The sequence below is a fragment of the Myxococcales bacterium genome (assembly GCA_022184915.1).
GTDB lineage: Bacteria > Myxococcota_A > Polyangia > Fen-1088 > Fen-1088 > JAGTJU01.
In genome coordinates this window covers 150676-171130 of record JAGTJU010000006.1, presented here as the reverse complement: position 1 = coordinate 171130, position 20455 = coordinate 150676, and the positions used below count along the sequence as shown (strand labels likewise).

The window sequence follows — 20455 nt, the reverse complement described above, 5'->3', positions numbered from 1 at the left end:
GGTTTTCGTTCAGCGACGGTTGAGTTTCTCGTGCAGGGCCCGCACGACGGCAGGCGGCGCTATGCGGTTGATGTCGCCGCCCATGCTGGCCACCTCTTTTACCAGAGACGAAGAAACATAAAAGCTCTCCTCGCTGGTCATCAAAAAAATGGTCTCGACGTCGGGCGCGAGGTGCCGGTTCATGTGCGCGAACTGGAACTCGTACTCGAAATCGGCGATGGCTCTCAGGCCGCGCACGATGGCGCGGGCGCCGCGCTGGCGTGCGTAATCAACGAGAAGACCAGAAAACGCGTCTACCTCGAGGTTCGGGAGGTCACCCACAGCCGCGCGAACCATCTCGACGCGCTCCTCCACCGAGAAAAGCGGCGCTTTGCGCACGTTGTGTGCCACGGCCACGATCACCTTGTCGCATAGCCGTACGGCCCGCTTGAGGATGTCCACGTGCCCGTTCGTGATGGGGTCGAACGTGCCCGGGTAGATGCCCACCATGGGTGCGGCGCTCACGCGGCAAGCCCTTGCTGGCATCGGTAAAAGGAAAGTCCGGTGTCACCGTAGTAACGCCGGTCGGTCAGGATCAAGCCCCCGCTCTCGTCCGGCGGCACGCTGCGCTTGTCGTGCTCGACGATGACCACACCCCCGGCCGCCAGGCCGTGGCAGCCGAGAGCGCGCAGCACGTGCTCGACCTCGCCTGCGGCGTAAGGAGGATCGACGAACACCCAAGCGAAGCGGCGGCCCTCGCTGGCCAGGCTGGCGAGCGCCTGAAGCACGTCCCGTCCCACGACGGCGGCGCGCTGCTGAAGGCCGAGCTCGGCCAAGTTCTTCCGCAGCGCCGCAAGCGCCCGGCTGTCACGCTCGACGAACACGGCCGAGGCCGCGCCCCGGGAGAGTGCCTCGATGCCCAGGGAACCCGTTCCGGCGAACAAATCCAGGACGTCGCCATTTGGCGGCGGCCCGAGGATGTTGAACACCGCCTCGCGTACCTTGGACGCTGTGGGTCGAGTTTTTAGACCGCGTGGAGCCTTGAGCTTTCGCCCTCGGTCAAGGCCCCCGGTGAGCCGCATGATGACTGGCGCGCTCTTTACCGCGGGCCTGGGGCGAAGTCAAACCGACATGTGTTTCGCTGGGCCGAGGCCAAGGCGTTTCAGGGTCGTGACATACGCCACGGATCGGGTGGCGAGATGTCACGCTGCACGCTCAAGACTGAAACCTGAACGCCCGAAAACCATCCTAAATTCTAGGAACAGCTAGGTCTCTGACCGCGCACCTCGTACACTCCTCCCGGCCGTCCTTTCTGCACGGCTCCGGGGCGTGGCCGAGCCCCCACCGAGGTATGACTTTGCGCCCCGTCGCTTTTTTCGATCTCGACCGCACGCTGGTCCCGGTGAACACCGGGCGGCTCTTCGTCGGTCACATGCGTCGGCGCGGAGAGCTTTCCCTGGCCCGGGCGCTCCAGGCGCTCACCTGGATGGCGCGGTACCATTTCGCGCTGCTGGACCTCCCTGCCGTCGCAGGCCGGGTCGTGACGATGCTGCGCGGTCAACGCGAGGACGAGTTCGCCGAGATGTGCCAGCGGTGGGTGGAGGACACGGTGTTGCCAAGGCTCCTCCCCGAGGGCCTTCGCCGCGTCGAGGATCACCGCGCGGGGGGGCGCTTCCTGGCCATCTTGTCGACGTCTCCGGCCTACGTGGTCAAGCCCGTGGCAAGGTCGCTCGGCATGGACGCTGTGGGCGCCACAGAACTGGAGGTCGAAAAGGGCCTCTTCACGGGCCGGCTGCTGGGTCCCGCCTGCTACGGTGCAGGAAAGATTCACTGGGCCGAGAGCCTTGGCTCTCGGTTCGCGCTGAATCTCGAGGAGAGCTGGTTCTATACGGATTCGTACACAGACCTGCCCATGCTCGAGCGTGTCAAAAATCGAATCGTGGTGAACCCCGACCCTCGGCTTCGACGGGCAGCCCGGTTGCGAGGCTGGCCGATCGAAAGCTGGCTTTAAGGCGGCCGTCGCCGGGCCAGGGCGACCGAGATTGAGATTCGAGGCGCAACCGAATAGCTTACGCCTCGTGTTGCCCTGGAATTCGCCACATACCCGTGGATTGATCGACTTGGCGCTCGAGGAGGACCTCGGACGCGGAGACGTAACCTCCGTCGTCAGCGTTCCCGCCGAGATCGGGGCACGAGCCCAGCTGGTGGCTCGGGAGCCGCTCGTGGTGGCCGCCCTGCCTTTGGCGGCCCTGGTGTTCGAGCGGGTGGAGCCCCAGGTGCGCTTCTGCGGGCTCGTGGCTGAGGGCGACCGAGCCGAAGCGGGGACCGTTCTGGCTTCGGTCGAAGGGACCGCCCGCGGCGTGCTGGCGGCGGAGCGCACGGCCCTCAACTTCCTTCAGCGTCTTTGTGGGGTGGCCACACAAACCGCGCGCTTCGTGGCGGCCGTCGAGGGAACCCGCGCGCAGGTCACCGACACCCGAAAGACCACGCCGGGGTACCGCGCCCTCGAAAAATATGCCGTTCGCGTGGCAGGCGGTCGCAACCACCGCTTCGACCTCGGTTCGGGTGTTCTCATCAAAGACAACCACGTGGCCGCCGTGGGGTCCGTCGCGGCCGCGGTGCACGCCGCCCGGAAACAGGCACCGCACGGATTGAAAATCGAGGTCGAGGTCGACACCCTGGCTCAATTCGACGAGGCGCTCGAGGCCGAGGCCGATATCGTCCTGCTCGACAACTTCACGCGGACCGACATCCTCGTAGCCGTCGAGCGCCGCAACGCCCGCGGCCGCAGTGTGCCCCTCCTCGAGGTCTCGGGCGGGGTCACGCTTGCGACGGTTCGCAGCTTCGCGGAGACGGGCGTGGATCTCGTCTCCGTGGGCGCCCTCACCCATGCGGCACGCGCGGTGGACATCGCGCTCGACTTTTTACCTTCGTGACGACGAGATGAACTGGGAACTCGAGCTGCCCCAGCGGCTCACGACGGCGTGGATCGGTCGGACGCACCGCCATTTCGAGCTCTGCGGATCGACGAATGACGAACTCGCGCGTGCCTCCGACGAAGGCGCCCCCGAGGGTTCGCTCGTCACCGCGGACGCCCAGAGCAGCGGGCGCGGCCGCCTGGGCCGCGTGTGGCATTCACCGGCGGGAACGAACCTTTACTTTTCCCTGCTCTTGCGTCCCACGCTGCCACCTTCCTCTTTACCGCCCCTGACGTTGCTCTCGGGGGCCGTGCTGGCTGAGAGCTTAGGGGACTTCGGCGTGGGCTGTCGCCTCAAGTGGCCAAACGATTTGGTGTTGCCCACCCCGTCTGGCTTCAAGAAGGCGGCCGGGATCCTCACCGAGATGGCGACGTTCGAGAACCGCATTCGGCACCTGGTGATCGGCGTGGGCGTCAACGTGGGCCTGCGCACCTTCCCGGTAGAGCTCGCGGACATAGCGACGTCGGTGGCACAGATCGCGGGCGACGCTGCCCCTACCCGCCTCGAGCTGCTCGCAGCTTTCCTCAATCGCTTCGAGACCGCCTACGAGACCTTCACGCGCGAGGGGCCACCCATGGCGATCGCGGCCTTCCGGTCCTTCGCGTGGCTCGGGCAACCCTGCCGGGTCGAACGGGGCGGGGCGTACCTTTTCGGTAACGCCGTCGATGTCGATGCCACAGGCGCCCTCTTGATCGAGGACGAATCAGGAAAGCGCCACGCGGTCCTTTCGGGAGAGGTGGTGACGAAGCTATAAAGCCGCTCGTGACTCCGCTCGAAGCCGTGCTGCTCGGCCTGGTGCAAGGCCTCACTGAATTCCTGCCGATTTCGTCCACGGCGCACCTTCGTATCGTGCCCGCCGTGCTCGGCTGGCCTGATGCCGGGGCGGCCTTTACCGCCGTCCTTCAGTTGGGCACGCTCGCGGCGGTGGTGGGGTACTTCCTGCCCGACCTGCTCCGCATGCTCCGCGCGTGGACTCGGCCCCGCCCCCTGCAAGACCCAGACGGGCGCCGCCTGCTCGAACTCGTCGTGGGGACCCTCCCCGTGGGGGTAGCGGGCCTGCTGTTCAAGGATGCCATCGAAGGCCCGCTGCGTTCCTTGTGGGTCATCTCGGCCACGCTGGTCATCGTCGCCTTGCTCATGGCGTTCGTGGAAAAGCGCGTGACGCCAGAGCGAGACATCGCCACCGCGGGCATGCGGGACGCGCTGCTGGTGGGCTTGGCGCAAACGCTGGCCCTCGTTCCGGGGGTCTCTCGCTCGGGCATCACGTTGATGGCGGCCATGGCCCTCGGGCTGCGCCGAGAGGCCGCGGCGCGATACTCCTTTTTGTTGGGGGTCCCGGCCATCGCCGCGGCAGGGATCTTCGAGCTGCCCGATGTCCTGCGCGCCCAGAACATCAGCGGCGGGGTTCTGCTCTTGGGCCTGGCGGTATCCGCCGTTTCGGGCTACGCCGCGATCGCCTGGTTGATTCGCTTCCTGAGAACCCGCAGCGTGCTGCCGTTCGTCGTTTACCGTATCGCCTTGGGCCTGCTGTTGGTGGCCGGGTTGCTGTCGAACTGGTGGTCGTGAGCGCCCGTGCGACCCGGCAAGGGCTCGTGAACCTGGACAGAGATGGGCGCCGGGAGTAGATTGCCGCCCTTGACGTAATGGAAAACACCAATACCGGGCCCATAGCTCAGCGGTTAGAGCTGGCGGCTCATAACCGCCTGGTCCTAGGTTCGAATCCTAGTGGGCCCACAGCCCCACCCGCGGTGCCTTTCCGTTCGTTTCCCGTCTCGTCCCTTTGTATCCTGACCCGGAGGAATCCCGTTGCGCGATCAGTTGAAGTGGCTTGAAGCACTGCAGAAACACGACGCGAAGATCAAAGATCTGAATGAATCGCTCGAGGCCATCCCGGCCAAGATCAAAGCCACGGAAAACGACCTCGCTCGTGTGGAGGCGCTGCTCGCCTCCGAACGAAGCCAGCTCGAGGACACACGAAAGTACCTGGCCGAACAGCGCGGCCTCTCGGAGCTCGAGGGCGCCCAGGTCACCGGCGCAAAACAAAAGCTCTCGCAGGCAAAGAACCCCCGTGAAGCCAACGCCGCCCAGCGGGAAATCGAGCAAACGCGGGAAATGCTCCAGAGCCGGGAAGGCGAAATCAAGAAGCTGCTCGAAGCCATACACTCGAAGGAGTCCGTGCTGTCGGAGCGGGCCGGCGAGGTGGAAAAGCTTCGTGAGGCTGTCAACGCCGACAGGACCGTAGCCGAGGCGAAGCTCGAGGGCGTTCGTGCGGAACTCGCCGGGCTCGCGAGCGAGCGTGAGGGGTTGGCCCGTAACCTGAGGCCGGATGTCCTCAAACGCTACGCCGTGATCCGGAACAAAAAAGGCCTTGCCATATCGCCAGTGCGCGCGGGCTCCTGCACGGCTTGCAACATGAATATTCCTCCTCAGCTCTTCAACGTGCTGAGGCGTGGTCTCACCATCGAGAGCTGCCCCTACTGCCATCGCATCATCTTCTGGGAGGAGTTGCTGAAGGACGAAGGCGTCGAGTCGGGCAACGGTGGCGGTGCAGGAACGTCGAGCGGCGCCGCCTCTCCCGCAGAATCTGCCTGACTCTGGCGCGCGTTGAAGATTAAGCCGGGTGCAGCCTGGCACGATCTTCTACGGCCTGTCATCATGCCTCGGCTTTTTGCCGGAGCCGGACGGAAGGTCGCGAGGGTTTCCCTCGAGGAAAGTCCGGGCTCCTTGGGCCAGGGTGCTGGCTAACGGCCAGTCGGGGTGACTCGAAGGAAAGTGCCACAGAAAACAAACCGCCGGCTTCGGCCGGTAAGGGTGAAAAGGTGCGGTAAGAGCGCACCGCCCTCTCGGTGACGAGAGGGGCACGGTAAACCCCACCCGGAGCAAGACCGGTCGGGGATCGCGGGGTGACCCGCCGGTGTGGCCCACACCGATTCCAGATCTCCAGTTGGTCGCTCGAGCCGCCCGGCAACGGACGGCCTAGATGAATGACCTTCTCCCGCGCCAGGCAACGAACGCGGGAACAGAACCCGGCTTATAGTCCGGCTCCGACAAGAAGCTTTACACCCATCACACGGCGGCCCGCGTGCGGGCGCGGCGGCGAGCCTTGGCCAGTGGCGGCGCGACGACCGTTCGGAGAAGTGGCGCGAGGAACTGCCCGGTGTACGAGTCCCCGGTGTGCGCCACGGCTTCAGGGGTGCCAGCGGCCACCAACTTCCCTCCTGCCGCGCCGCCCTCGGGGCCGATGTCGATCAGCCAATCCGCCGCCTTGATGACGTCGAGGTTGTGCTCGATGACCAACACCGTGTTCCCGGCATCGACCAGCCGACCCAAAACCACGAGAAGGCGTCGGACGTCTTCGAAGTGCAGGCCGGTGGTGGGTTCATCGAGCAGATAGAGCGTCTTTCCCGTGTCGCGCTTGGCAAGCTCCCGCGCCAGCTTGATGCGCTGGGCTTCGCCGCCGGAAAGGGTCGTGGCCGCTTGCCCGAGATGGATGTACCCAAGGCCCACGTCGTCGAGCGTTTCAAGGATGGAGGACAGCTGCCTGTGATGCGCGAACAGGTGGCGCGCATCGGCAACCGACGTTTCGAGGACGTCGGCGATCGAGAGCCCTTTCCACAAAACCCTCAAGGTGGCTTCGTTGTAGCGTCGACCACGGCACACCTCGCACGTCACGTAGACGTCAGGAAGGAAGTGCATCTCGACCTTCCTCACGCCATCGCCTTCGCAGGCTTCGCAGCGTCCTCCCTTGACGTTGAACGAGAAGCGGCCGGGTTTGTAGCCAAAAGCCCGCGCCTCGGCTGTCTCGGCGAAAATGTCGCGAATGAGATCGAAGGCCTTGGTGTACGTGGCGGGGTTCGACCGCGGGGTGCGACCGATGGGCTTTTGGTCGATGTCGATGATCTTGTCGAGCTGCTCGACGCCCTCGAGCCCGTCGACCTTGCCTACGGGATCACTTGCGCCCATGAGCTTGCGGCGCAGCGCGGGCCGCAAGATGCCGTCGATGAGGCTCGACTTACCGGCTCCCGACACCCCCGTAACGGCCACGAACACACCCAAGGGAATCTCGACGTCGATGCCCTTCAAGTTGTTCTCGCGCGCCCCCTTTACGAGCAGGTGCCCGGACGCCGGGCGCCGCAAGGAGGGGACCTCGATGCGTGTTGCCCCCGACAGGTATCGGCCCGTCAACGAGCCCGCGTTGGCCCTTACCTCGGCGGGGGTGCCTGCGGCCACCACGTGCCCACCCAGGCGCCCTGCGCCCGGTCCGAAATCGATGACCCAATCGGCGGCGTCGATCGTTTCTTCGTCGTGCTCGACCACCAGGACGCTGTTGCCGAGGTCTCGAAGCCGGCGCAAGGTTTCAATCAGCCGGCGGTTGTCTCGCTGGTGCAGTCCGATCGAGGGCTCGTCGAGCACGTACATGACGCCCGACAGCTCCGAGCCCAGCTGGGACGCGAGCCGGATTCTCTGTGCTTCACCGCCCGAGAGCGTGGCGGCCGCGCGATCGAGGGTCAGGTACTCGAGGCCCACGTTGAGCAGGAAGCCAAGGCGGTTACGAATCTCCTTGAGGATCTCCTCGGCGATCCGCGCTTTGGCGCCGGAGAGATCGAGCGAGGCGAAGTGAGACGCCGCCTCGGCCACCGTCATCGCCGTGACTTCGACGATGCGCTTGCCTCCCAAAACGACCGCACGTGACTCCGGCCGGAGCCGCTGGCCGTGGCAGGCCCGGCACGCGGTCTCACGAAAGTAGCGCGCGTACCACTGGCGCATGTTTTCCGACTGAGTCTCCTGCATGCGCCGCTTGATCGTGTTCACCACCCCCTGAAACTTCATGGCCCACGACCCCGCGCTGTTTGCGCTCTTCCACTTCACATCCAGCCGGTCCACTCCCGTCCCAAACAGCACGATCTCCCGCTGGCGCGCGGTCAAATTCTTCCAGGGCTTGTCGAGCGGAATGGCGAACTGCCTGTGGAGAGCCTTGGCGATGCTCGACGTCCACCCCTGCTCGTTCCCCGCCTTCTCACCCCACGGTTCGATGGCGCCCTCGCCGATCGACAATGACGGGTCTGGCACGACCAGCTCCGGATCGACCTCCAGGGACGAGCCAAGCCCGTTGCAGTCGATGCACATGCCGAGTGGGCTGTTGAACGAGAAGGACTGGGGAGAGAGCTCCGGCAAACTGGCGCCGCAGCTGCCACAACCGCGGCTCTCGCTGTAAGTCCGGTCCGTGCGCTCGCCCTCCACGGCCGCCACCAGCATGCCCTGCCCCTCACGCAAAGCCGCCTCCACCGAGTCGGTGATCCGTGCGCGGCTGGCCGGCTCGATCGTGACGCGATCGACGACGATGTCCACCGTGTGTTTTTTGTTTTTTTCGAGCCCGCGAACTTCATCGAGGCGCTGCAAAGTGCCATCGACGCGCACCCGTGCGTACCCTGCCTTGCGCGCGTCGTCGAAGACATCGCGAAACTCGCCCTTGCGGTTGTCCGCCTTGCGCGCCATGAGCGTGGCCTTCGTCCCCGCCGCCAAGCCGAGCAGCTCGTCCACGATCTCGGCGGCCGAGCGCGCCGCAACGGCGCCCCCACACAGATGGCATCGCGCCTCGCCCGCCCGCGCGTAAAAGACACGAAGATAGTCGTAAATCTCCGTCACGGTTCCCACGGTGGAACGCGGGTTCGACGAAGCCGATTTTTGCTCGATGGCGATGGTGGGAGACAGCCCGCGAAGCGATTCGTACTTCGGCTTCTCCATCTGACCCAGGAACTGCCGGGCATACGACGACAGAGACTCCACGTAGCGACGCTGCCCCTCGGCGTAGAGGGTATCGAAGGCCAGCGATGACTTGCCCGATCCCGACACACCCGTAAACACGACGAGCTGCCGCTTGGGGATGCGCAGCTCGTCGATCTGCAGATTGTGCTCGCGCGCGCCGCGAACCTGGATGAAGTCGGGCTCGTGGACCGGCTCGGAGCGAGCGGCCTTCGAGGGCCGCGCTGCCTGACTGGGCTTGCTCTTCACGAGGCGGGGTGCCCCCCTGCCCCGCTGTCCGGCCCCGCTCACGTGGGTTAACCCTGGGCCGCGTGGAGGAGCGGGGCCAACTCGCCCTTGGCATGCATCTCGCGGACGATGTCGCACCCGCCGACGAGCTGACCCTTGACGTAGAGCTGAGGGTACGTGGGCCAGTTCGAGTGAACTTTGAGCCCCTCACGAATGTCGGGGTCGGACAGGATGTTGAACGTTCCGAAAGGCACGCCCACGTCCTTGAGCACTGCCACCACGGCAGCGGAAAATCCGCACTGGGGCATGGAGGGGTTACCCTTCATGAACAGCATGACGGGGGCCTTGTTGACAGTCTCTTCCAGGCGCTGCTTCAAATCTTCGGGAAGTTGGCTCATGTGCATTCCTCGTGGGTGGGCATTGGATGCAGCCGCGGCGCCCGGCGATTCCGGCGAGACTCTGCCGGCCAATCGACACCGCCTACGGCCAAGCTGTGGGGGCTCAGGGTTCGTCGGGTGTGCGCGTCGTGAGGGCCAGCGCGTGAATGTCGCCTTTCATGGCGTCGCCCAGGGCGGCGTACACCATGCGGTGGCGTTGGATGAGCGGTTTGCCGACGAAGGCGGCACTGACGATGGTGGCCGCGAAGTGATCGCCTCCTCCCGTCAGGTCCTTCACCTCGACCTCGGCCAGGGCAAAGGCCTCGGCCAGCCGCTTCTCCAGCTCTTTCGCGCTCATCGCCACGAGGCACGTATAGCAGGCCCTCCGGTCTCAGGGAATGGGGGGTCACCGGTGTTGGGTGGGCGCACAAGCATCGTAGCTCTGCGTAAGATGTAGATACCGGAATGAACCTGGGACCCCGCCTCGCCTTGCTCACGACGCTGATGATGGCAGCCACATTGGGGCTGTCGGCCTGGTCGTTCACGCGTTTCCGCCGGGCCGACCTGGAGCAAGACTTGAAGCTGAGCGCCGGGCAAGTGGCCCGCGCCCTCCAGGTGGCTCTGGAGCCCCTCGACGCCGACGGGGTCCAAGCGAGGCTTGCGGAGCGGCGCGGCGCCCTGGCAGCGGCGATCTCCCCCTTCACGTTGGACCTGATCTGGACGGGGCCCGACCGGCCAGATAACGGCGGTTGGAGTCAGCTCGTGGAAGCCGCCCAGATCGAACACAAACCCATCGGTTCGTTCTTCGCGCCTGCCGGGCGCGCTCCGTTCTTCGCGATGGCCGTTCCTCTCTCCGACGCACCTCGATCAGAGGCAGGCAGGGTCAGGGCGGTCTTGGGCTTCCGAAGATCCACCTCGGCCATCGACGCAGCGGTTTGGGCAAGCTTGAAAAAGGCTCTGCCCTGGTTGGTCGGCGGCCTGGCGGGGTTCGGCATAGCGATGCTCATGCTCCTCCGCAGCGGGGTGGTCCGGCCCCTCCGGCGCCTCAATGAGGCCATCGAGGGTGTGGCCCAGGGCGATCTCAGCCGGGCGCTCCTGCCTCAGCGCGACGACGAAATCGGCATTCTGGCCGGCCGCTTCAACGCCATGACCGAATCGCTGCGGGAGGCCCGGGCAGAGCGCGAAAGGGCCACGACGGCGCGCTCAGCCCTCGAAGCGCGGCTGCGGCATTCGGAGAAGCTCGCAACCATGGGCCAGATGGCGGCTCAGATCGCGCACGAGCTTGGAACACCCCTCGGCGTGATAGGGGGCCGGGCGCGCGCACTCGACAAGAGGGCCAGCGACCCCGCGGAAGTGGCCAAAAACGCTGAGATCATCGCGGGTCAAGTAGATCGCATCACACGCATCATCCGCCAGATGTTGTCTTTTTCCCGCAAGAGCCGCCCCGCCCTGACCGAGGTGGACGTTCCCGCGGCGGTAAAGGAAGCGCTTGGCTTCGTGGACGAAAGCGTCATGCGACAAAACGTAACGACGGAGGTACGCATTGCGCCCGACGTGGGCCCCATCCCTGGTGACCCTGCCGAGATTCAGCAGGTGTGTTTGAACCTCCTCAACAACGCCCTGCAGGCCATGCCGGGCGGTGGGGTCCTGGAGGTAACCGTGGAAACCGTTTCGAGGCGCAAGGAAGGACTGGCCCTTGCGCCCCCCCTGCCCTTCCTCATGCTCGAGGTGGCAGACACCGGGCCCGGCGTACCACCCGAAGACCGCGACAGGGTGTTCGAGGCGTTCTTCACCACGAAGGACCTGGGTCAAGGCACGGGCCTTGGATTGGCGGTCAGCCAGGGGATCGTAAAGGACCACGACGGGTGGATGGAAGTAGGAGATCGCCCACAGGGGGGGGCTGCGTTTCGGGTGTTCTTGCCGCTGTCTTCTGACCCGACCTCGAGAACCCCGCTTGCCCCCCGGAGCGTAATGAGCAACGATCCCTAGATGGGGCCTGTCGGATGGTAAGCAATGACGCCAGCGCACTCGCGCGCTCGCGGTCCGCGGGGCGTGAAGCCGGGCATCGCTCCACCGCCGGACGCCCCCGGGCCCGTCTGCTGGTGGTCGACGACGACGAGGCCATGCGAGACCTTTTGCGTGAAGAGCTCGAAGACGAGGGCTTTCCGGTGGAGGTGGCCACGGGAGGTCGCGGGGCGCTCCAGCGTTTACAGCGCGGCGACATCCAGGTGGTGGTGTCCGACGTGCGCATGCCAGACATCGACGGTCTCGACCTGCTTCGAGAAATCCAGGCGTTGGACCCGCGACCTCTGGTCGTGACCATCACGGGGTTCGGCTCGATCGACACGGCGATCCGGGCGGTGAAGTTGGGGGCGTTCGACTATTTGACGAAGCCCTTCGAGTTCAAAGACCTGTTGCGCACGATCGAGCGGGCTTTGGCCGAGCGAGGGGTGGTGCCCGAGCTCCTCTCCACGGGCCGGGACACCTCACACGCCCGTGCGCTGATTGGTCGCTCTCCTCGCATGCGCGAGCTGTTCGAGTTGATTCGCCGCCTGGACGGCTCGGCGGTGAGTGTGCTCGTGACGGGAGAATCGGGCACAGGGAAGGAACTCGTGGCCCGTGCGCTCCACCACGGCAGCCCCCGCCGCGACCGCCCCTTCGTGGCCGTCAATTGCGCAGCGATTCCGGAGAACCTCATCGAGAGCGAGCTCTTCGGACATCGGAGGGGCGCCTTCACCGATGCACATGCCGATCGAACGGGCCTCTTCGTCGAGGCCCAAGGGGGCACCTTGTTTCTCGACGAAGTGGGCGACCTGCCCCCCAGCGTGCAGCCCAAACTGCTGCGCGCCCTTCAGGAGCGGGAGGTGAGGCCCGTGGGGGCGGCCAGGCCTCAATCCGTCGACGTGCGGGTGATCGCCGCCACGAACCGCGATCTCGAGCTGCTCTTGCGCGAAGGCCGCTTTCGCGAAGATCTTTACTACAGGCTCAACGTCGTGGAGATGAAGATCCCGCCTTTGCGCGAACGGCCCGAGGACGTGTTGCCTTTGGCCGAACACTTCCTGGCCCGCGCCGCCCAGCGCACCGGAAAGACCGCCCGCGGGTTCGACGAGGACGTTCGCCGCATCCTGGCGACCTATTCGTTTCCGGGCAACGTGAGAGAGCTCGAGAACATGGTGGAACGCGCTGTGGCGCTGGCGCGCGGCCCGATGATTGCCGTGGGCGATCTGCCCGCAAGCTGGAAAGCGCGCCCCTCCTCCGACCGCCTGGCGGAGGCATTGGCTCAAGGGCTCACGCTCGACGAGCTCGAACGCCGGTACATCGAGAAGGTGCTCGAGGCCGAAGGCGGCAACAAGACCCGGGCGGCGCAGCGCCTCGGTTTGGATCGTCGTACCCTTTACCGAAAGTTGGACGAGTACGCCCAGGGGCACACGCCTCGCCAAGACACCGGGGAGCCCGAATGACGAGAGGCCTGATTCCGATGCACGACGGAAACATGGACCTGCGTTGGCAGGTCCGCATGGGCACCGCAGTGCCTGCCACCCAGCTTCTGAAGGCGCCCGCCTCGCGAACCCCCTGCGTACATTGGCGTCTGCGGGTCACCGAGGTGATGCCGTCGAACGTGTTCGTTCACGACCTGGTGAGCGACGAGGCCTTCGACGTCGAGTTTCGTGACTCCCCCGCTTTTGCCGCGGAGCGGGTTCGCATCGATGGGCGCCACGCCCGGCTGGATGCACTCGCCACGCTCTTCGGCCCGGGCTCGTCAGGGGCGCGGGAGGTGGCGCATTCTTTCGGTTTTTCGGGAGTCGTCTCGGTGGAGGAAATCGTCATCAGGCCGGGGGTCCCCTTGGAAGTCGACGGGGTGTTGCTGGCACCGGCGGCGGTCACGCCCTATCGTGGGGGCCCCGAGCGCACGCTCGAGCAGGTCACCCTGCGCGTGCCTGGCCCCTTGCGGCGCACCCAGTTGCTGCCCTGGGCGCTCGGCACGAGCGCGGTTCTTCTGGGCGTGCTCGGTGCCGCCGGCGCCCTGATGCGGAGCTTCGGGACCGAGCCGCCCGCCCGGGCTTTCGTCGATGGGGTCCAGCCGGGCGAGCTCAAGGAAGCGCGCCCCGCGCACCGTCTGTGGCGGTGAGCCGAGGGCTCGCCGGCGGCGGCCCGCAAGCCCTGGGGTCCTACGAAAAACCGGGCACGAAAGCCGCCTGGATTGCTGACGGGAACGCGGCAAGTCGTGCTAAAACACGCGCCCATGTCCACGTCGTCGCTCGATAGTTTCAAAGCTCGCTCGTCCCTGTCGGTAGGCAACAAAACCTACGAGGTATTCCGCTTGGCCGCGGTCGAGGCCGCGGGGTTCGACATCAAGCACCTTCCGTTCGCCCACCGCATCCTGCTCGAGAACCTGCTGCGGCTCGAGGACGGCGTGTCCGTGACGAAGGCGCACATCGAGGCCCTTGCCAAGTGGGACCCCAAAGCGGTCCCCAGCGTGGAGATCGCCTTTACCCCGGCCCGCGTGATCTTGCAGGACTTCACTGGAGTCCCTGCGGTCGTGGATCTGGCCGCGATGCGGGACGCGATGGTGCGGATGGGGGGCGACCCCAACAAGGTGAACCCCCTACTTCCTGCCGAGTTGGTGATCGATCACTCCGTTCAGATCGACGAATCCGGGCATGCCCAGGCCCTGACGCTGAACAACCAAATCGAGTTTTCGCGCAACAAGGAGCGCTACGCCTTTTTGCGCTGGGGACAGGACGCCTTCGACAACTTCAAGGTCGTACCGCCGGATACCGGCATCGTCCACCAGGTGAACATCGAGTACCTGGCTCGCGTGGTCTTTGCGAACGAGAGCGGCCAAGCGTATCCCGACACGCTCGTAGGCACGGACTCGCACACCACGATGGTCAACGGTCTCGGCGTCCTCGGCTGGGGCGTGGGTGGCATCGAAGCAGAGGCCGCGATGCTCGGGCAGCCAAGTCCCATGCTGATACCCCAGGTGGTGGGTGTGCGGCTCTCGGGGAAGCTACCGGCAGGTTCGACGGCCACCGACCTCGTGCTCACCGTGACCGAGTCGCTCCGCAAGTTGGGCGTCGTGGGCAAGTTCGTCGAGTTCTTCGGCCCCGGTCTGGCCAGTCTCCCGCTTTCGGATCGTGCGACCCTCGCGAACATGGCGCCGGAGTACGGTGCCACTTGCGGCATTTTCCCGGTCGATCACGAGACGCTTCGCTACCTGCGCTTGACGGGGCGCTCGGAGGAGCACCTGGCGCTCGTCGAACAATACTGCAGGGCCCAGGGGCTCTGGGCAGAGCCCGGAGCGCCCGAAGCCGCCTACTCCCAGATCCTCGAGGTGGACCTCGGCACCATCGTGCCTTCCGTCGCGGGACCCAAGCGCCCGCAGGACCGCATCGCCCTGCCCGAGCTCGGGCGCTCGTTTGCGGCGGCCGTCGCATCCCTCACGAAGCCCCCCAAGGACGAACCCCCGGCTGACGCCGACCGGATCGAACCGGAACTCAAGAACGGCTCGGTGGTCATCGCTGCCATCACGAGCTGCACGAACACGTCGAACCCCAACGTGCTCGTGGCAGCAGGCCTCCTGGCCAAAAAGGCCGTCGAAAAGGGGCTTTCCACGAAGCCCTGGGTCAAGACCTCCCTCGCGCCTGGCAGTCAGGTGGTCACGGCTTATCTTTCGGACGCGGGCCTCCTGCCCTTCCTCGAGACGCTTCGCTTCAACGTGGCCGCATACGGTTGCACGACCTGCATCGGCAACTCGGGGCCGCTGCCGGCTTCGATCTCGAAAGCCATTGCCGCACGAAACCTCGTGGTGTCATCTGTGCTCTCGGGCAACCGCAACTTCGAGGGTCGTGTACACCCGGAGGTGCGCGCCAACTACCTGATGTCGCCCCCGCTGGTGGTGGCGTTGGCGTTGGCCGGCCGGGTCGATATCGACCTGACGAAGGAGCCGCTGGGAACCGGCAGCGACGGACGACCGGTGTTCCTCGCAGACATCTGGCCTTCTCAGGAAGAGGTGGCGGCTGTGGTGGCCAAGAACATCACCGCCGAGATGTTCAAGGAGACCTACGGACGCGTGTTCGAGGGCGATGCGGCCTGGCGCGGGCTCGAGGTGCCCACCGGCGCCACGTACGCGTGGGAGGACGACAGCACCTACGTGCGAAATCCGCCCTTCTTCGGCGACATGACGGAAGAGCCCGGGCACGTCGTGGACATCGCGCGCGCCCATGCGCTGGCAGTTTTGGGCGACAGCGTCACGACCGACCACATCTCGCCGGCCGGCAACATCAAGAAGGATAGCCCTGCAGGCCAGTACCTGGTCGCGCGGGGCGTGGATCCGAAGGACTTCAACTCCTACGGCGCCCGTCGGGGCAACGACGAGGTGATGGTGCGAGGCACCTTCGCGAACGTTCGTATCCGCAACCTGCTGGCCCCAGGCACTGAAGGCGGCGTCACTCGCTACCTGCCCACTGGCGAGGTGATGTCGATTTATGACGCCGCGATGAAGTACAAGCTCGACGGGCGCCCGCTCGTCATCTTGGCCGGCAAGGAATACGGCACGGGCTCGTCCCGCGACTGGGCAGCCAAGGGCACAAACCTTTTGGGTGTTCGCATGGTCATCGCCGAAAGCTTCGAGCGCATCCACCGATCGAACTTGATCGGCATGGGCGTGTTGCCCCTCGAGTTTTTGCCTGGTGAGTCGGTCGGTAGCCTGGGTCTGTCGGGCGAAGAGACCTTCGAGACCATCGGCCTGCCAAGCGTGCTCGACGACTTTTCGGGCAAGCGCGAACTGACGGTGAACTTCGCGCGCCCCGATGGCGGCACGGGACACTTCAAGGCCTGTCTGCGGATCGACACGCCCCAGGAAGCGCAATACTACCGGCACGGTGGCATCTTGCTCTACGTGCTCCGCCGCATGCTCAAGGGCGCCGCCTGAGCCCAGACCCACCGACGCGGCCGCATCCTCTCGGGTGCGGCTGCTTCCCGTCCGCCCCCTCGCCATGTTGAAGTCAGCCACACGTGCAGGATGGTTCGAGGCCAGCACGGCCGACCTGGCAGGCTTGCTTTCTGACCACCTGCATTGCGAGCGCAAAGCCGCCGAAAACGCGCTGTCGCTCGTGCGCCGGTACCCCCACAACCACCACTTCGTGGAGACGCTCTCGCGCTTGGCCCACGAAGAAACGAGCCACGTGGTGCAGGTCTCTGTCCTTCTGGCCGAACGCGGCTTCACCCCGCGCACCGACATGGCAAACAACTACACACGGGCGCTTTTCGCCGGGGTGGCCAGCGGTGAGCCGGAACGCCGTGTCGATTTGCTCCTGGTGGCGGGCCTCATCGAGGCTCGCTCCCACGAGCGGCTGCAGCTCTTGGCTGCCGGCTTCCGACAGGCGGGCGACAGGCGCCTCGCAGAGTTCTATCAGGTGCTGGCCAACGCCGAGGAACGCCACGCCTCGATCTTCGTCGACCTCGCCACCTTGTACATGCCCCAGGCGGAGGTCCAGCAACGGCTCGATGCCATGGCCACCCGCGAGGCGGGTATCATCGCAAACCTCGGCTTTGGCTGCCGGGTGCATTGAGCCGCCGAGACCTCATGACCACGAACCTGCCAATCTCACCCGCTTTCACCTCGTGTGCGCCCGAGCCCGACGCTCCGATTGATTTGCGCAACATGGACATGACCGAGACCGAGCGCGCTCTCGGCGCGCAGGGGATCTCGAGGGAAGTCGCCCGAAGGGTGTTCGCGCGCGTCCACCGCGAAGGGCGAACGGACTTCGACAGACTGGCGGGACTGACCTCGCCGGCACGCAAATGGCTGGAGCGGAATGCACGCTTCGCAGACATCCAGATCGTCGAACGGCGGCAAAGCGAGGACGGCTTCACCAAGTACCTCTTTCGGTTGCACGACGGACGTACCGTCGAGGCCGTCCGCATTCCTCTGCCCGACGCTGAAGACGCCCGTGCGCTCAAGGAGCGACGAAAGCAAGGTCGAGCGGCCGCGCTCGAAGCCCTTCCCACGGCGAAGTACACCCTTTGCGTCAGCAGTCAGGTCGGCTGCGCTTTGGCCTGCGATTTCTGCGCCACGGGAAAACTAGGGGGAATCCGCAATCTCTCCACCTGGGAGATCCTCGCCCAACACCGCAAAGTGGCCGAAGAAGCGGACAAACCCATCCGGGGAATCGTGTTCATGGGCATGGGCGAGCCCTTCTTGAACTACGAAAACGTGCTTCGATCGGCCCGCGTGTTTTGTGAACCCGCAGGTCCTGCGATCGCGGCCAAGGCCATCACGATCTCCACGGCGGGCGTCGTGCCCATGATCCGGCGCTACACCGAAGAGGGTCATAACTTTCGCTTGGTGTTCTCCCTCGGGGCCCCCACGTCGGACCTTCGCGCGCAGTTGATGCCCATTGAAAAGCGCTGGTCCCTGCCTGAGCTCTTCGAGAGCATTCGGGCCTACGCCAACGCCACACGACAGCGCGTCACCCTCGCCTATGTGGCCATCGGTGGCGTGAACCTCGCGCCGCAGACAGCGCAGGCACTCGTGGACCTCACGGCAGGCCTGAGGGTGAAGGTGAACCTCATCGACGTGACGGATCCCTCGGGGCAGTACCTGCCACCTGACGAGGCCGAGCTCAAGGGCTTTCGCGACGTGCTCGCGGTCCATGGCATCCCCACGGTGCGCCGCTATTCCGGGGGCAAGGAGATTGGAGCCGCCTGCGGGACCCTTGCCGCCACCCAGGAAGGCGGCCGCTTGGTACAGGTCAAAACGCGCGAGCCTGGTTGAGCCTTTCGTCGGGTCCTGGGGGTCGCTATCCTGGATCAACCGGCGCTCCCGCCCCGGTCGCCTTCTGGCCCGCTGACAAAGGTGCACCTGCCATGACGAATGGACATTTGCTTCGAGCCCGGCACGGGCTGACCGCCCTCGGTGCTCTTGCCGCCCTCCTGGTCGGGTCGAGCGTTTGTAGCAACGGCCATGAGGGTCGCTCCGGCCTCGACGCAGGCGCTGCCGGGGCCGATGGAGCCGGCAACGGCGGCTCGGACGCTGGCGGTGGAAACGTCGCACCAGGCGCCGGCGGCGCTCCACCTACCGCCGCATGCACCGCCGTGCCGAAGCTCAAGCTCACGCGCGTGGCGAAGACTGACGGCGCGGCGGTCTACGTGACCCAGCCTACCGAACGCGCACCGCTCTTTGTCGTCAGACGAGAGGGGCTGATTCAGGTGGTCGCCGGAGGGACCTTGCTGGAAACGCCCTTTCTCGACCTTCGGCGTTCGGTACTGGAGGACGCGGGAGAGCGGGGCCTCTTGGGGCTTGCGTTTCATCCGCAGTACGACGACAACGGCCGCTTTTTCGTTTACTACACGCGGCGAGGCAATGACCCGCTCTCGCAGGGCCAGGGGGGGGACCTCGTGGTGGCAGAGGGCGAGCGGGGCGCCACCCCAGAGCGCGCCGAGCCGAGTCTCACGCCGCTCGTCGTGGTCGCGCACTCCACGCACGGAAATCACAATGGCGGCATGATGGCCTTCGGCAAGGACGGCCTGCTCTACGCCGGCATCGGGGACGGCGGCGCCGCGAACGATCCCTTCAAGGCGGGCCAAAACGTACGCACGGACCTCGGGAAAATGCTCCGGATCGATGTGGAGGATCCCCGGGCCCGGCCCACCGGGAACATGCCCGAGCCGGCGGGCATTCACGTGTGGGCCATTGGTCTACGCAACCCGTGGCGATGGTCCTTCGACCGCATGAACGGGGACTTGTACATCGGCGACGTGGGACAGGGCGACTGGGAGGAGGTCCACGTGGTTCCGGCGGCCGAACAAAAAGCGGGTCTGAATTTCGGCTGGAGTGTCATGGAAGGCACGCATTGTTTTGGCGCGCCCGACTGCGACCGAACGGGCAAGCTCTTGCCGCTTGCGGAGTACGAAAACCCACCTCTACGAAACGGTCAGAACCCTGGTCGCTCCGTCATTGGCGGGTTCGTCTATCGAGGTCGCCTTATTCCCTGCCTTGCAGGCCGCTATCTCTACGGCGATCACAACACCAACCAAGTTTGGTCTTTCGTCCAGGTGGCAGGACAGGCAACGAGCGAAGTTGAGCTCACCGCCGACCTCGCCAGCGACACCACGCGCATTCAAGGCCTTGCAAGCTTCGGGGAAGACGCCCTTGGTGAACTTTATCTGAGCGACATCGTAGGAAACGTCTATCGCATCGATCCGGAATGAGGGCGCGCCCGCGACGGGTCCCACAACCTCAGAAGGAGCGCTCGAGATAGGTCGTGGGCGGTGACGACAGCAGCGCAAGCAGGATGGCGGTGAGCTCCGGCCGCGTCAGCCAATCCTGCACGGCAGCCGGCACCTCGATGCGCGTGTCTTCAGGAAGATTGTTGCAGGTCGAAAAACCCATCCGGCTACCGTCGACGTCGACCTTGTCGAGCACGTACTGACAGCTTTCTACGTCGCGCAGCAGACCCGCGTTGTTGTTCCACACCGGGATCGTGCCCCGGAAGGAGTCCTCGGTCACCTTGAAGTGCACCCGGCTATCGTTCCACGTGCCTTCGATGGTCATCGAGTCTGGCCCGTCGAAGATCTCGACGTTCACGTTGCCGAAAGGACCCTGCCCATGGACCCCCGATTCGTCCACGTAGAGCTTTACGCCGCGCCCATCGATGTTCCCGCTGAAGACACCCCGCTCGAGCTTCAAGTTCGTCCGCGGGCCAATGACGTAAGGGGGCTTGACTGTCAAGGTGGTCCACGCCGCCCCCCGACGCACCCCGAGCTCAATGCCCCCCTTGAGTTCCTGGAGCCCCATGTTCGAGCCTCCGCACGCGGCGAGGCCCGAGGCCGCTGACACCAGGCCCAAGAGGACACAGAGGGCCCCATCGAGACCTCGAAAGACCGTCCGAACCCTTCGTGGCAACGCGAACCTCCTGGACGACATGGGGCCTACCCGGTAACCATAGTGCCGCCTTCAGGCGACGGCAACCGGCCGCGCGCCCGCCCCCGCCCCGGGCTGGGAGAAACGAGAAATTCGCCCGGCCGGCCCGCCCTAGGCTCCAAAACCCCCAAAGCAGCAGGGGTTTGCTCCACGCCCCTACCTAAGCTGGCGGAATCAGGATAACTTTAGCGGGCGCCGGTGAT

At 65.5% G+C, this 20455-nt stretch carries 18 protein-coding genes, 1 tRNA gene and 1 other RNA gene; 14 read left to right on the top strand and 6 right to left on the bottom strand.

Features of this window, described 5'->3' with window-relative positions; genetic code table 11:
• Nucleotides 1–9 precede the first annotated feature (9 nt).
• Complete coding sequence (coaD, locus tag KA712_21860) at nt 10–489, bottom strand: pantetheine-phosphate adenylyltransferase (GenBank protein MCG5055611.1); 480 nt, start codon at nt 487–489, stop codon at nt 10–12.
• 11 nt (nt 490–500) lie between these two features.
• Nucleotides 501–1061, bottom strand: a complete 561-nt coding sequence (gene rsmD / locus KA712_21855) for a 16S rRNA (guanine(966)-N(2))-methyltransferase RsmD (protein MCG5055610.1) — start codon at nt 1059–1061, stop codon at nt 501–503.
• 275 nt (nt 1062–1336) lie between these two features.
• Here rsmD and KA712_21850 point away from each other — a divergent pair, with 275 nt between their 5' ends.
• From KA712_21850 to rnpB, 7 genes are all read left to right on the top strand, one after another.
• Nucleotides 1337–1990, top strand: a complete 654-nt coding sequence (locus KA712_21850) for an HAD-IB family hydrolase (GenBank protein MCG5055609.1) — start codon at nt 1337–1339, stop codon at nt 1988–1990.
• Nucleotides 1991–2060: 70 nt separating this feature from the next.
• Nucleotides 2061–2915 carry a carboxylating nicotinate-nucleotide diphosphorylase gene (gene nadC / locus KA712_21845; protein MCG5055608.1) on the top strand — a complete coding sequence of 285 codons (855 nt, stop codon included), beginning with the start codon at nt 2061–2063 and terminating at the stop codon, nt 2913–2915.
• Between the two features lie 7 nt (nt 2916–2922).
• Nucleotides 2923–3711 (top strand): biotin--[acetyl-CoA-carboxylase] ligase, encoded by a 789-nt coding sequence (locus KA712_21840; protein ID MCG5055607.1) that lies wholly within the window; start codon nt 2923–2925, stop codon nt 3709–3711.
• An 8-nt stretch (nt 3712–3719) separates the two neighbouring features.
• Nucleotides 3720–4523, top strand: coding sequence for an undecaprenyl-diphosphatase UppP (gene uppP / locus KA712_21835; protein ID MCG5055606.1), 804 nt, complete (start codon nt 3720–3722; stop codon nt 4521–4523).
• 95 nt (nt 4524–4618) lie between these two features.
• A tRNA-Ile gene (locus KA712_21830) sits at nt 4619–4691 on the top strand.
• Between the two features lie 72 nt (nt 4692–4763).
• Nucleotides 4764–5549 (top strand): hypothetical protein, encoded by a 786-nt coding sequence (locus KA712_21825; GenBank protein MCG5055605.1) that lies wholly within the window; start codon nt 4764–4766, stop codon nt 5547–5549.
• Between the two features lie 81 nt (nt 5550–5630).
• Nucleotides 5631–6007: RNase P RNA component class A (gene rnpB, locus KA712_21820), an RNA gene on the top strand.
• Between the two features lie 16 nt (nt 6008–6023).
• Here the strand turns inward: rnpB and uvrA are convergent.
• The 3 genes from uvrA to KA712_21805 all read right to left on the bottom strand — a co-directional run bounded on the left by uvrA (nt 6024) and on the right by KA712_21805 (nt 9683).
• The gene (uvrA, locus tag KA712_21815; protein ID MCG5055604.1) at nt 6024–8969 is read right to left on the bottom strand and encodes an excinuclease ABC subunit UvrA; all 2946 of its coding nucleotides are present in this window, start codon (nt 8967–8969) and stop codon (nt 6024–6026) included.
• A 47-nt stretch (nt 8970–9016) separates the two neighbouring features.
• Nucleotides 9017–9346 carry a Grx4 family monothiol glutaredoxin gene (gene grxD, locus KA712_21810; GenBank protein MCG5055603.1) on the bottom strand — a complete coding sequence of 110 codons (330 nt, stop codon included), beginning with the start codon at nt 9344–9346 and terminating at the stop codon, nt 9017–9019.
• A gap of 103 nt (nt 9347–9449) precedes the next feature.
• Nucleotides 9450–9683 (bottom strand): BolA family transcriptional regulator, encoded by a 234-nt coding sequence (locus KA712_21805; GenBank protein MCG5055602.1) that lies wholly within the window; start codon nt 9681–9683, stop codon nt 9450–9452.
• 107 nt (nt 9684–9790) lie between these two features.
• Here KA712_21805 and KA712_21800 point away from each other — a divergent pair, with 107 nt between their 5' ends.
• The 7 genes from KA712_21800 to KA712_21770 all read left to right on the top strand — a co-directional run bounded on the left by KA712_21800 (nt 9791) and on the right by KA712_21770 (nt 19540).
• Nucleotides 9791–11314: a HAMP domain-containing protein gene (locus tag KA712_21800; GenBank protein ID MCG5055601.1), complete on the top strand. Its 1524-nt coding sequence runs from the start codon at nt 9791–9793 to the stop codon at nt 11312–11314.
• Nucleotides 11315–11328: 14 nt separating this feature from the next.
• A complete protein-coding gene (locus KA712_21795) occupies nt 11329–12786 on the top strand; it encodes a sigma-54 dependent transcriptional regulator (protein ID MCG5055600.1) in 1458 nt (485 codons plus the stop codon).
• Nucleotides 12783–13454 carry a hypothetical protein gene (locus KA712_21790; protein ID MCG5055599.1) on the top strand — a complete coding sequence of 224 codons (672 nt, stop codon included), beginning with the start codon at nt 12783–12785 and terminating at the stop codon, nt 13452–13454. The genes KA712_21795 and KA712_21790 overlap by 4 nt, the downstream gene beginning before the upstream one ends.
• A gap of 114 nt (nt 13455–13568) precedes the next feature.
• Nucleotides 13569–16259: an aconitate hydratase AcnA gene (gene acnA, locus KA712_21785; GenBank protein MCG5055598.1), complete on the top strand. Its 2691-nt coding sequence runs from the start codon at nt 13569–13571 to the stop codon at nt 16257–16259.
• Nucleotides 16260–16323: 64 nt separating this feature from the next.
• Nucleotides 16324–16899: a tRNA-(ms[2]io[6]A)-hydroxylase gene (locus tag KA712_21780; GenBank protein MCG5055597.1), complete on the top strand. Its 576-nt coding sequence runs from the start codon at nt 16324–16326 to the stop codon at nt 16897–16899.
• 77 nt (nt 16900–16976) lie between these two features.
• Nucleotides 16977–18104, top strand: a complete 1128-nt coding sequence (locus KA712_21775; GenBank protein MCG5055596.1) for a radical SAM protein — start codon at nt 16977–16979, stop codon at nt 18102–18104.
• 92 nt (nt 18105–18196) lie between these two features.
• Entirely contained in the window at nt 18197–19540 is a 1344-nt protein-coding gene (locus tag KA712_21770; GenBank protein MCG5055595.1) for a PQQ-dependent sugar dehydrogenase, read from the top strand.
• Nucleotides 19541–19568: 28 nt separating this feature from the next.
• On the opposite strand, the gene KA712_21765 is transcribed toward KA712_21770, so the two are convergent.
• Entirely contained in the window at nt 19569–20234 is a 666-nt protein-coding gene (locus KA712_21765; GenBank protein MCG5055594.1) for a hypothetical protein, read from the bottom strand.
• Nucleotides 20235–20455 lie beyond the last annotated feature (221 nt).

Bases quoted from the DNA above. Each gene is read 5' to 3' on its own strand.
- coaD (MCG5055611.1), bottom strand. From the start codon at position 489: ATGGTGGGCATCTACCCGGGCACGTTCGACCCCATCACGAACGGGCAC.
- rsmD (MCG5055610.1), bottom strand. From the start codon at position 1,061: ATGCGGCTCACCGGGGGCCTTGACCGAGGGCGAAAGCTCAAGGCTCCA.
- KA712_21840 (MCG5055607.1), top strand. From the start codon at position 2,923: ATGAACTGGGAACTCGAGCTGCCCCAGCGGCTCACGACGGCGTGGATC.
- grxD (MCG5055603.1), bottom strand. From the start codon at position 9,346: ATGAGCCAACTTCCCGAAGATTTGAAGCAGCGCCTGGAAGAGACTGTC.
- KA712_21805 (MCG5055602.1), bottom strand. From the start codon at position 9,683: ATGAGCGCGAAAGAGCTGGAGAAGCGGCTGGCCGAGGCCTTTGCCCTG.
- KA712_21800 (MCG5055601.1), top strand. From the start codon at position 9,791: ATGAACCTGGGACCCCGCCTCGCCTTGCTCACGACGCTGATGATGGCA.
- KA712_21795 (MCG5055600.1), top strand. From the start codon at position 11,329: ATGGTAAGCAATGACGCCAGCGCACTCGCGCGCTCGCGGTCCGCGGGG.
- KA712_21790 (MCG5055599.1), top strand. From the start codon at position 12,783: ATGACGAGAGGCCTGATTCCGATGCACGACGGAAACATGGACCTGCGT.
- acnA (MCG5055598.1), top strand. From the start codon at position 13,569: ATGTCCACGTCGTCGCTCGATAGTTTCAAAGCTCGCTCGTCCCTGTCG.
- KA712_21780 (MCG5055597.1), top strand. From the start codon at position 16,324: ATGTTGAAGTCAGCCACACGTGCAGGATGGTTCGAGGCCAGCACGGCC.
- KA712_21770 (MCG5055595.1), top strand. From the start codon at position 18,197: ATGACGAATGGACATTTGCTTCGAGCCCGGCACGGGCTGACCGCCCTC.